The organism is Candidatus Epulonipiscium viviparus (genome assembly GCF_000171335.1).
Lineage (GTDB): Bacteria > Bacillota > Clostridia > Lachnospirales > Cellulosilyticaceae > Epulonipiscioides > Epulonipiscioides viviparus.
Genome location: NZ_ABEQ01000025.3, coordinates 20,298 through 33,968, shown reverse-complemented (window position 1 = coordinate 33,968; position 13,671 = coordinate 20,298). Strand labels below are relative to the sequence as shown.

The window sequence follows — 13,671 nt, the reverse complement described above, 5'->3', positions numbered from 1 at the left end:
GCCTAATGTTTTTTTACGCTCTGCTTGCTTTTCTTGCTTTTCTTGCTCTGCTTTTTCTATCGCTGCTTGCTTTTCTCTCTCCGCTGCTTGCTTTTCTCTCTCAATTGCTTTCTTTTCTTTTTCTACCTCATTCAAATATTCATTAATAATCTCTTTTTGAAATCCCATATCAAATATTTTTGCTTTACTTGGCATAATTAAGCCCTCCTTTTTTAACTTCGCTACCAACTTTTTATTCATTCTACCAAAACTTTGCACCAATTTCAATATAGATTCTTCCATTTGTTCCTTATCTACTAAGTCTGTCAGCTTATCTTTTACTACACAGGCTTCTCTAACATATTCCACTATTTCTTCTATCAACCTATCCTTCTTCTCTTGCGATTTCGTTCCACCGTATTGCGATCTCCTATTTGCTATTATCAACAGCATCAACCCGTACAGCTTCTTATCTCGCATTTCATAAAAGTCCAAATCGCCTACCTTCAATATCCTTATTTCTTTCCACTCTTTATTATCCGCTTCTCTATATTTATAACTGTCAATTTTTGGATGCTTATTAATACTTCTTTCATATACAAAAAAGCCCCCATTTATTTCTCGGAGGCTTCTACTTTTTTAATTAAATCGATAAATTATTGTTATTATTCATCATAGCATTTACATCATTTTGTTTCCAACCCATCATTTCTACTATTTGCTCTAATGAATATCCCAGATTTGTAAATATGCCTAATGTTTTTTTACGCTCTGCTTGCTTTTCTTGCTTTTCTTGTTCTGCCTTTTCTATCGCTGCTTGCTTTTCTTGCTTTTCTTGTTCTGCTTTTTCTATCGCTGCTTGCTTTTCTCTCTCAATTGCTTTCTTTTCTTTTTCTACCTCATTCAAATATTCATTAATAATCTCTTTTTGAAATCCCATATCAAATATTTTTGCTTTACTTGGCATAATTAAGCCCTCCTTTTTTAATTTCGCTACCAACTTTTTATTCATTCTACCAAAACTTTGCACCAATTTCAATATAGATTCTTCCATTTGTTCCTTATCTACTAAGTCTGTCAGCTTATCTTTTACTACACAGGCTTCTCTAACATATTCCACTATTTCTTCTATCAACCTATCCTTCTTCTCTTGCGATTTCGTTCCACCGTATTGCGATCTCCTATTTGCTATTATCAACAGCATCAACCCGTACAGCTTCTTATCTCGCATTTCATAAAAGTCCAAATCGCCTACCTTCAATATCCTTATTTCTTTCCACTCTTTATTATCCGCTTCTCTATATTTATAACTGTCAATTTTTGGATGCTTATTAATATATATTAGTAATTGCTCAATTTTGGGAAATATTACTATCTGCCCCGCTCCCTCTTCTTCCAATATTGTTTGAGAACGCTGTATTAAATTTTTATAATTTAACATCCTTTTTAGCATTGAATTTTCTGCTGCACCTATATCTACTAATCTATCAGTTCCTTTTTTAAACCATTCTTTATATCCACTTTCGCTTTCTATATGGTAGATTGTATGCCCTTCTTCTGCCGATAACACGATATCCATCCGCTTTTCTTCCATCTCTGTTAACGCTGTTGTTACCTGCACGCTGCCCTCCGGCAGATTATACACATACTCTATCGTCTTACTTATCGTTCCTTCACTATATGAAAATACCGACTTCGATATGCTATCATATATAAAATGCGTATAATTTGACTGTACTTTTGCAGTCGCCAAACTTTTTAAAAGAGCCAACTGCTCCATTGCTTCTTTGTCGACAATTGCCTTTTTTATTGATACTATCTCATTTGGTTGTATTGCTTTCATTTCATTTAACGCAGCTAACGCAGCTATTACTATGCTTTCGTCTATTTCAGTCTTTGTCTSCCTTACTGCGTCTGTCGATAGCATCTTATCAATCTCTTCCTCTTCTGTCACCGCAACCTTCTCATCGGTATTTTTTTTCATCTCTTCTCACTCCTTTTTCTATGATATTTTTATTTTGCCCAACTTAATATATTTTTATTATTTTTTGTGCATAGATTCTTCTTTTTCTGGATATACTTTATATTGTAAAGATGGTATTAGCAACTGCAATTTCTTTTGCTTCCAACTCATTTATTGCAGCTATTGCTACCATTTTAACTTTTTTACATTTTACTGCAACAGCCTTGTTCTCACTCCGCTGTTGCAGTTTTTTTTGCCCCAATATCATTTATTTCAGAAAGAAGGTATCTATTATGACTGACAAAGTTATTAACTTATCAGAAGTACGACACTTAGCCGAAGATTATTACCGCAGAGGAGATTTTTATTGCTCTGAAGCTGTTGTTAAAACTATTAAAGATGTTTTTGATCTCGATATCTCTGATGATGCAATTGCCATGGCTTCTGGATTTCCTGTAGGCATCGGCGGCTCTGGTTGCACTTGCGGCGCTATAAACGGAGGCGTCATGTGCATCGGGATGGTTTTTGGTAGACGCGAAGCAAAGGACGACAAAGTTCAAACTGCTATGAAATTATCTGGCGAATTACATGACAACTTTAAACACAACAACAAGCATCTATGTTGCCGAATCCTTACTCGTGGCATGGTCAAGGGAAGCAAAAAACATATGGATCAATGCATCCGCTTAACTGGCGACGTTGCCTATGACTGCGCCAAAATTATTTGCCGAGAACTTAACCTCCAAATCGAAGATTAGCCCTTCTACCGCAGCAAATTGGTCTTTTGGAAAATTTTAACATCATCTATCTATTTTCTCCTTACTATTACCGATATATATTCCATAAAATACCAAGTATCGAAAGGAGATAGTTATGTTATTACGAACTCGATTTGCTGCTTTTCTAGCAGGGGCACTCATTTGCGGTCCTTCTACATATGAACTTTTCTCAACCACAAATTCTAACTTTCATCTTCAGGCCGCCACTTCTTCATTCAACATCGAACGACGCACTTTTATGCTCCCAGAGGATCCTGCCATGTTTTCAGTAAGCCAAAATGAGCCCCTGCTACATGACTGGGCCGGCATCAGCTTTGATGGAACTGATGGTGGCATATATGAAATTTCTTATTTCGTTAAAAATATTACCAACATAATTCACGTTACGCATCAGCTCAGAACMGACGCTACTGGCCAGCATACTGTCATCACCACAATTCAAAACTCTGGTCATCATCTGCTAAACTATGGCTTTCCAAAATATTCTCCCAATTATCCAGATTCCAATAATTTAAGTCCGTACGATCCCCTTCCTGCTACTTTTACAAAATTCGCTTTATACAATTCCAACTTAAGCAGATACGATGAATACACACTGCCAGATGGTTATCTAGACGGCGCTAACGGTCTGCCTGCTATAGATACTGGCTCTCCCGATCAAAATGACGACCCTTCTACATCCCAAAACGAAACAGTCAAAGACGATATTTTTATACAAGACTTTGCAGAGCAAATATCGATCGGTGGTAAATCCATCATCGGCAAAATAGTTCACACGGTAGATCTCAATAGCCAATTTATTGCAGACTATGGCAACACCATCAAACTCATCGGCCCTGGCAACGATTTCCAATTTCGATACACCTTCGAAAAACTAGGCACCGGAGAATTTAGATTTCATCTCAACAACAGTGGCGTCGACGCGGGCAATATTGTCAATTACAAAGTTATAGAACTCAATCCTCTAAATGAAGATTCTCTAAATCCTACTCGATTTGAAAATTTACAAATTTTGAAGCAACTAAATAATTTTGAAGGTGCTCCCACTCACTATATGATCGATCCCAACAACTCCAGCCAAATCGTTGATGATGCCGAAATTGAAAGCCCCCAAACTGCTGGTGAACGACCAGGCTTCAACATCGTATTCGATCATCCGCTAGATCTTGGCTCCCAATTTACTGCCGCCGATAATCCTGCAACTCCAGATATAGACGAACTAGCTTCCAACGGTGGCTATGACAAATATCAAGAAATGCTTATGGATCATGGAGAATATCTCCAAGGCAAATTTAGTCTTAGCTCTTATGACAAAGACAACATCCAGTTTTTCTTCGATTTCTCAACCGACCCATACAACCCTTCACTTATAACCGTCCACAACAACCCAAAGGAAGTTGCACAAAAACACTATATTCCCCCAACTACTGCAGAAGCTGCAAATGGCAAAGTTGCAGGGTATCATCAAATTAAGGTTGTTCAAAACGATATATTTAAGCCCGAAATCGATGATTCCTTCATTCAGCTTGGTGGCGAAGACGAAACTGGCGCAGATGCCGAGCCGATCACCAAGGAATATTTAGAATGGTCTAGCCTCAGTAGTAGCGAATTGATGGATACCGTCGAAATCGAAATCGTTGCCGATGACAACCCTCACACCTTCGAAGATAGATTTATAAATCGCACATACGAAAGCACCGGCAGTGTACACACCTATATGGAATTTCGCGTCGAACGAATCTCTCTTAATGAAGCCAGATTAACATATGTTCCCTACAAAGGCCTCTCCAACAACACCAAATACAATGTCTACAATAATAAAGAAGCAACGCCAGACAACCTCATCGATACCGGATATGATTATGTTAGCGACAGCTTTCCCGTTCCTATACTTTCTAGCGGTGAGCAGGGCTATTTGATGGAAGCTATTATCTCCGACAAAACCAATCTGCTATCACAGTATCTCAAATACAATGCCGCGACCGATACCAACATCAAGCCACCAACTCCGCTTATCGATGAGATCACCAACATCTATGTCGTGCCTCCCGAAGAACCGCTAGGCCCAACTCAAGCTATCGGGTTTGATATCACTTTTTCCGCACCAAAAAATACCGAAGAAAATCGGCAACTCGATCAGCTAGTCGATGATGGTACTCTGTACTACGAACTCCTAATGTATGATACCAAAGAAACTCCTGCAAACAAAAGAGTCTACAGTAAAATATTTAAGGTCGACCGTGTAGGTGAAATCGAGATTTCTGCCTATGCCGGAGATGCTGGCACCGCTTCCTATAACCCATCATCCGAAACTTTCACCGTATCYGACGTATTATTAAAGCAAAATCATGGTAGATTTGAGTGGAACCAGCTTGATGATACCGACTTCGCAAACGATCAATACCTCAACGAAGCAAACTATCCCGCCGCACCTTCAGAAGTCGACCTAAGCTATCCGCAATGGGATGTTGGAAAAACTTACTACTTTACATTACGAGCAGTCTACGATCGAGATGCTAGCGCTTCAGATGAATCAAGCACGCTGACATTTAGCAATGAATCCAATCCGGTTCCTATTACGTTTACCAACAAAGCCGAACTGCTACCAATTGTTACAGTCATAACTGACGAGCCCGTAATTTTCGAAGATTCAGCTTCCGCAAACCAACGGCTCAACTTTAACATCGTAAATCTAGAGTATTTTGTCGACTACATGCTAGACCCTATCGATTGGGCCTATGCTTATGAGGATGTATACGATAACGATACTATCATCGACAAATACGGCCGAACGTACGAAGTGTTTCTGTATCAGCAAGACGAACCCTCCGCGGCAGACTTCGAAACTGCAGTAACGGTCGACGACTCCGACATCACTGTTGCAGTTCCAAAACAAAGCATCGATGTTGATATGGATGACTATATTACGCATCTGCGAAATGGTGCGGTTGTACAATTGGATTTTGTTGGCTACGACAACATCTTGCCGCAATACGCTTGGCCTACTATAGAATACAACGACCTCGACCAAAATCAAACTTACTACGTTCAAATTCGTACCAGAGTAGATAGCGCAGATCCCAACACTCCGCCACAATATTCTACATTTTCTAAAATTCATACTTTTACAACTCATCTAACGCCGCAACCCCCAAGTCCCGAAGAGCAAAAACCCCCTGCTCCAGCAGATTTTTGGATAGAAGAACAGGAGGGCAACAACTCAGTATCGCTACGTTGGGATCCACCAAATTATCAAGCGGATGCGCCTATATATTACGAGTTGATTCGCACCGAAGATACGCGACTAGATGCAGAAATTCTCAGCGATACATTGAGCCTAGAAAACGTTTTGATGCAAGATCCATCATTGGCAGCTTTTGCGACAGGCGGCCACTTTACCGATGGTGACGACCGCGTATACTCGGTTTCATATAATGGCGCCGGGTTTACAACAAAATTGCTAGACCCTCARCTTTTTAGCAGCCTACTCAAACTCGAAGACAAAACTCTAACTCCAAATACAATCTATTATTACTATTTGCGTACCGTGGCCAATATCGACAATACGCTTGTTCACTCCGAATGGATCAGCCAGCCCGTTACAACATCACCCGTCGAATCTCCCGCACAACTCAAAATCGAAAAAACTACAGAGTATGACTACCTGCCAACCGACGAAGTTGTCATCAGTTTCATTGCTCCTATTCCTGTTCATGCATCAGTGCCAAAAGATTATGACTTTGAGATTGCAATCAAAGGGGAAGAGGAAGATTTTTCCTTTGCAAATGCCGAAAAATATGGTGCAGAGCGACTCACTCCAAACGACGATGCGCCAACACCTCCAGAAGGCTATCAATATTATGTATATCATCTTACTGGCTTAGAATCCAGTACTCGATATGACATCAAGGTTCGAATTATAGACTACACAACCGATGTCGCCGCAGATGAAGAACCCCCTCGTTCGTTATACTCAAACTCTATTTCGTATCAAACCGAAGTTGACGATGAGGATGAGCAAGATAAATCACGGTTAGAAGAATATCTAGATAAATTTGACCGCCTCGTTTTGGAACTTAAGGGGCAGCCCTATTGGCCATTGCTAGAAACTTTCGATACTGGCATATATAAATTTAAGGAGGCATATCTCGACGATGCTCTTGCGACCGATACCTTCGAATTGTTTGCGGCCCCTACATTCACTACTGCCGAGTATTACTTCCCTGGGCAATCTTTCGAAGATGGGCACGATGCTACTCTCACTGCAGAAATCGGAGACTTTGCAGTTAATATCCGCCCCGATACATTCGACCGATACCTCGACGAAATATCCGATGCTAGGTCTGATGTTAGATCCAATAAGATCGAAGATTATTACATCAAACTTACATTATATACCAACGAGATCAACTTCGTTAATGGCGAAAAGCCGCTAACCGATGAGCTAAATATCGAGCTAGAAGTGGTGCACTTGGATGAAAAAGATATCTATATAGAAGTCGAACTTTTGGACGAAATTACAGACCTTATCGAAGACGGTCGCGAATCTGTGGAAGAAGACTTGCAAGACGCACTTGCCTCTCGCGTAACAGAAGACGACCAGCTGCTAGAAATCGTAGAAGACGCAGTTGCCAATATCGCAACACGCCACCAGGACGCGACCTTCGAAGTAGTTCATGATGCTATCGAGCGCGACAAAAATATCAAGGAGCTCGAAACTGCAGTATTGGTATCTGCTGCCATTGATAGCTATAATGCTACAGCTTTTATATACGACCGGGGTTGGCGTCAAACTTTTGCTTTTAGAATGTTCGACGGATGGGCAACAGAAATCACCGAGCCCGCCGCCATCGTTTTTGCTGGCACTCCAAGCGTCGGACCCAACATTAACATTGCACCTCCCGAGCAAGATGCTGTCAATCGATACGATCTCGACACAACATTCGGCACCAAACTTGGTCCTTCAAACACCGCATCTAAAGAGCAACTATACACAGCTATCGCATCTATATTGGGTGCCGATGCATATACAGACCCCGTTGCATTTTTATTACAGCAAGGATTTAGAGATGTCACTCGAGTCAATCTCACTGGCTCCGTTACGCAAGAAGAAGCTATCTACATGGCAATGCAGTTGTACGAAAAAATAAACTTCATCAGCGTTTCCAGTATTATGATCCACAACCGCCTGGCTGTTCCAAACATTTCCGAATTCAAACCACATTATAGACAATATATTATGGCAGCGGTGGAACTTGGACTCGCTAACCCAAACCTATCTCCTACGATGCCTATGAATCCGGCAGACTTGCAAACCATGCTTGCCAAAATCGCGACTCGATGATCTGTTTGCCCGGTTCGCAAAATTGTAATGCAGTAGAAATTAACTTGTAAATGCGTTGACATTTTTCGATGTAGTTTTTTTCCTTTTGTTGACGATATATATTTCATAAGATGCCAAAATACGAAAGGGGAGAACTATGTTATTGAAAAAACGATTAGCTGCTTTTCTAGCGGGAGCCATGATTTGCAGTCCACCTATACACAAAGTGGAAGCTTTTGCGCTCACTCCTAATAACAATACAGCAGCTAATATTATAAAATACACCAACTCAACGCCGATAGACTATCAATCAAATATTAAATCATCGTCTCGAGCAGGTACACCCTTATTTAATATACAACGACGAGCATTTGCGCTTCCTGAAGACCCTGCCTTCTTTGCGGCCAGCCAAAACGAGCCTATGCTAGAAGATTGGGCGGGCATTCAGTTTGATGGAACAGACGGCGGTATCTATGAAATTTCTTATTACGTTCGCAACACTACTAATATAATTCACGTTACGCATCAGCTCCGAACAGATGCAACAGGTTTACACCAAGTAATAACTACTGTTCACAATTCGGGTCATCATCTACTAAACTATGGCTTTCCAAAATATGCACCCAACTATCCAGATTCMAACAACTTAGGGCCATACGATCAACTGCCCTCTAACTATACAAAATATTCACTATATAATTCAAACCTCAGTCGCTATGACGAATATACACTTCCAGACGGATACAAAGACGATCTGACAAATGACGGCTTACCTTCAATTGATAAAGGAGAGCCCGATCAAGAAGATGACCCAAACACTGCTCAAAACGAAACAATCAAAGATGACATTTTTATCCAAGATTCTGCTGAGCAAATATCAATAGGCGGAAAATCTATTATTGGAAAAATAGTCCAAGAAGTTGATGTCAATAGTAAATTTTTAGCCGACTTTGGTAACACTATTAAACTAATTGGCCCTGGTAACGATTTTAATTTTAGATATATATTTGAAAAATTAGGCACCGGAGAATTTAGATTTCACCTAACCAATAGTGGCGTCAAATCTGGTAGCATTGTCAACTACAAAGTTATCGAGCTAAATGCTTTAAATGAAGATCCTCAAAATCCTGTTAGAAGCGAAAATCTAAAGATTCTAAAGCAGCTAAACAATTTTGATGGTGTCCCTACTCACTATATGATAGATCCAGACGACCCTGGGCTTAAGCTAGATCCTCCGCAACCGACTACTCTAATTAATGATGAGGAAATCGAAAGCCCTCAAACTGCTGGTGAGAGACCTGGATTTGACATTATGTTTGACCATCCTCTCGATCTTGATTCTAGATTTACTGCCGAGGATAATATAGCAACCCCCGATGTAGACGAATTAGCCACAAGCAACGGTTACGACAAATATCAAGAAGTACTTATGACTGAGGGCGAATATCTCAAAGGAAAATTTAGCATTAGTTCCTACGACAAAGATAACATACAGTTTTTCTTCAACTTTTCAACAGATCCAGATAACCCCAGCRKCATAACAGTTCACAACAATCCTAATGAACTTGCAACAAAATCCTATGTTGCACCAACCGAGGAAGAGGCAAAAAATGGCAAAATCGCTGGGCATCACCTAATTAAAGTGGTTCAAGACGACATATTTAAGCTAGAAATTGATGATGGACAAACTACCCTAGGTCAAGAAGATGCCAGCGGTGCTGATGCTGATGCTATCACCAAAGAGTTTATCGAATGGAGCTCTCTTAGCAATAGCGAGCTTATGAATATCGTTGAAATCGAAATTATAGATGACGAAAATCCTTATAACCCTGTYGAAAACAGATTTATCAATCAGAAATATTCCAAAACTGGTGACTTCTATACCTATATGGAATACCGTGTTGAAAGGGTTTCTCTTACCGATGCGATCTTAACATATACCCCATACAAAGGCCTATCAGACAGCACCAAATATCGCGTTTATGATAACAAGGAAGCAAGCGAAGATAACTTAGTTGGTATTGGTTATGGATATATCAGTGACAGCGTTCCCGTTCCTATGCTATCTGATGGTGAACAAGGTTACTTAATCGAAGTAGTTATCTCTGATCAGACAATTTTGCTATCCCAATATTTAAAATATAATGCGGCCATCGATACAAATATCAAGCCTCCAACACCATTAATCGATGAAATTAAAAATATCTATGTTGTTCCACCAGATCACCCCACCGAACCCACTCAGGCTATTGGGTTTGACATATCTTTTACTGCACCTAAAAATACAGAAGACAATCAGCAACTGGATCAATTTGTTAATGACGGTACCTTATACTATGAATTATTAATGTATGAAGATAAAGAAACTCCTGCTGATGGCAGAGTCTTTAGCAAGATTTTTAAAGTTGATAGAGAAGTTGTAACAGAAGGCGAGGGTGAGATTCAGATCACTGGGTATGCAGGTGAAATTGGCGATACTAACACCTATAACCAGTCTTCCGAAACTTTTACCGTTGAAGACGTTCTCATAAAGCAAAATCACGGTGAATTTAATTGGAATCACCTCGATAACACGGCCTTTAAAAATGACGAATATTTAACTGCCGCAAATTATCCTGCCCCACCTGCCGAAACTGGCGACTTAAGCTATCCTCAATGGGATGTTGGCAAAACTTATTACTTCACGATACGAGCGGTCTATGATAGAGATCCGGGAGAAGAAGGCACCACCAGTACTCTTACATTTAGTAACGAGTCAAACCCTGTTGCTATCACCTTTACCAACAAAAACGAGATTCTTCCAATTGTTACCATTATCACAGATGAGCCTGTAATTATTGTGGACCCACCAAACCCTGCAGATATCTATAAGGCCAACCAAAGAATCAATTTCAATGTCGTAAATCTAGAAACCTTTATCGACTATATGCTAGACCCAATCGACTGGACATATGGTTATGAGGATATATATGATAGCGACGATATAATTGATAAATATGGTAGAACATATGAAGTATTTTTATATCAGAAAGATGAGCCTACATTGCAAAACTTTGAGGACGCCCGAGTTATTTCTGCGACTGATATTGACATTGTGGTACCAAAGCAAAGCTTGGATGTTAACTTAAGCAATTATCTTACCAGCTTGCGAGATGGCAAAGTATTGCGACTAGACTTTGATGGGTACGACAACATCTTGCCGTCATATTCGTGGCCAAAAATCGAATATAAAGGACTCGATCAAAACCAAACTTACTACGTTCAAATTCGTACTCGAGTTGACAGTGGCGCTCCTGATGTACTTCCTAAATATTCTACGTTTTCTAAAATTCATACATTCACCACACACTTGACTCCTAAGCCACCTAGCCCAGAAGAACARAAGCCACCTACTCCTGCAGATTTTTGGGTAGAAGATCAAAATAACAACACCTCTGTTGTTTTGCGTTGGGATCCTCCTAATTATGAGCCAAACGATGACCAGCCTATGTATTATGAGCTTCTTAGAACAGAGAGCACGCGCTTAGATGATGATATTTTAGATTCTTCCTTAAGCCTTGAAAATGTYTTGATGAAAGATCCTTCTTTGCTTGGTTTTGCTACTGGAGGGCATTTTACTGATGGCGACAATCGTGTATATTCCGTCGAGTATAATGGTGCGGAATTTATTACCAAATTGCTGTCTTCTACACTTTTTAGTGATTTACTTAAATTGGAAGACGAAACATTAACTCCTAACACAATTTATTACTACTATTTGCGMACTATTGTTGATGTGGACGGTACACTTGTCGGCTCCGAATGGATCAGCCAACCTGTCACTACAACTCCTGTCGACCCTCCTGCACAGCTCAAAGTAGAAAAAACTAAAGCATATGATTATCTCCCAACAGATGAAGTTGTTGTTAGCTTTATTGCACCTATTCCTACTGACGCCGTGGTGCCAGATGACTATGATTTCGAGATTTCTATCAAAGGCGAAGGCGATTCCGATTTTTCTTTTGCCAATGCCGGAAAATATAGTGCAGAACGACTAACACCTAATGATGATGCACCAACTCCTCCAGAAGGGTATCAATACTATGTTTATCATCTTAGAGGCTTTGAATCCAGCACCAGATATGACATAAAAGTTCGAATTATAGATTATAACACCAACGTCGCTGCCGATGAAGAAAATCCTCGTTCGCTATACTCTAACTCTGTCTCATATCAAACAGAAGTAGACGACGAAGATGAGCAAGACAAATCTAGGCTAGAAGAATACTTGTCTAAATTTGACCGTCTAGTACTAGAGCTTCGAGGATCTCAATATTGGACTTTACTCGAAACAGAAGATACTGGAATCTATAAATTTAAAGAAGCCTATCTCAAAGATGCCTTTGCAAACGAAAAATTCGATTTAATCACTAACGAGAATTTTACCACTGTCGAATACTACTTCCCTGGCAAATCTTTTGCTGATGGACACGCTGCCACTTTGGCTGCAACATTGGGCGATTTTTCCATCAACATTCGCCCTGATACTATTGCTTCATATTTAGATGAGATCAGCGATGCCAAAGTTGATACCAACTCTAACAAAATCGAAGACTATTATATCAAAGTTGCTTTATATACTCGCGAACTAGACAAAGTAGATGGCGAAGAACCTCTAACTGATGAGTTAAATTTTGAATTAGCTGTTGTTTATTTGGATAATGAAGATATCTATTTGGAAGTTGATATTCTCGATAACCTCAACGACCTTATTGATGATGGGCGCCTTTCTGTGGAAGAAGATTTAAAAGAGGCACTTGCTGGCGATATTGTAGAAGACGATGAGTTACTCGAAATTGTGGAAGCGGAAATTGCCAATATTTCTACTCGTTATCAGGACAAAGCATTTGAAAATATTCAGAGCGCCATGATTCGTGACAAAAAAGTCAAAGAGCTTAAGCCTTCTGTTCTTATTACTTCTGACATAGATACATCTGATGCCACTGCTTTTATTTATGACAAAGGCTGGCACGAAACTTATGCRTTTCAAATGATTGACGGATGGGCAACAGAGCTTTCGGAGCCTTCTGCAGTAGTTTTTGGAGGTRCTAAAGAAGAGATAGGCTCTGCGATTGATATAGACTCTGTAGACCAAGACTTTATTAAACGCTACGATTTAGATATAATATTTGGCACCAAACTAGGTCCTGGAGATACGGCTTCTAAAGAACAGTTATATACCGCCATTGCCTCTATTTTGGGTGCTAACAAATTTACTAATCCTGCTACTTTTTTAGTACAAGCAGGCTTCCGAGATGTCAATCCTGTTAATCTTACAGGCTCTATCACTCAAGAAGATGCGATCTACATTGTAATGCAACTTTATGAAAAACTATTCTTTACCAATGTTTCTAGTATTATGATTAGCAATCGACAAGCAATCTCCAATATTGGCGCATTTAAACCTAATTATAGACAACACATTTCTGCTGCTATAGAACTTGGATTTGTTGAGCCAGTTAACAACCAGCTTTATCCAACAATGCCTCTTGATCCTGAGGACTTGTTAAATATGCTTATTAAAGTTATGGCTAGATAATCTAAATATATGTGTATAGCTGATGCTTGGCTATACATATTGTTCTATT

The 13,671-nt window shown here is 39.8% G+C and carries 5 protein-coding genes; 3 read left to right on the top strand and 2 right to left on the bottom strand.

The features are described 5' to 3' along the window. Both EPU_RS11585 and EPU_RS04990 read right to left on the bottom strand, forming a co-directional pair. Positions 1 to 363, bottom strand: a 363-nt coding sequence (locus tag EPU_RS11585; protein WP_044149579.1) for a hypothetical protein, incomplete at its 3' end; no start/stop codon positions are given. Between the two features lie 259 nt (positions 364 to 622). Then, positions 623 to 1,963: a hypothetical protein gene (locus EPU_RS04990; RefSeq protein WP_029488047.1), complete on the bottom strand. Its 1,341-nt coding sequence runs from the start codon at positions 1,961 to 1,963 to the stop codon at positions 623 to 625. Between the two features lie 272 nt (positions 1,964 to 2,235). On the opposite strand from EPU_RS04990, the gene EPU_RS04980 reads away from it, so the two are divergent. From EPU_RS04980 to EPU_RS04970, 3 genes are all read left to right on the top strand, one after another. After that, positions 2,236 to 2,700, top strand: coding sequence for a C-GCAxxG-C-C family (seleno)protein (locus EPU_RS04980; protein WP_010167304.1), 465 nt, complete (start codon positions 2,236 to 2,238; stop codon positions 2,698 to 2,700). 115 nt (positions 2,701 to 2,815) lie between these two features. Continuing rightward, entirely contained in the window at positions 2,816 to 8,065 is a 5,250-nt protein-coding gene (locus EPU_RS04975) for a hypothetical protein (RefSeq protein ID WP_029488046.1), read from the top strand. Positions 8,066 to 8,201: 136 nt separating this feature from the next. Then, on the top strand, positions 8,202 to 13,622 hold the full coding sequence (locus EPU_RS04970) for a hypothetical protein (RefSeq protein WP_029488045.1): 5,421 nt from the start codon (positions 8,202 to 8,204) through the stop codon (positions 13,620 to 13,622). Positions 13,623 to 13,671: the final 49 nt, after the last annotated feature.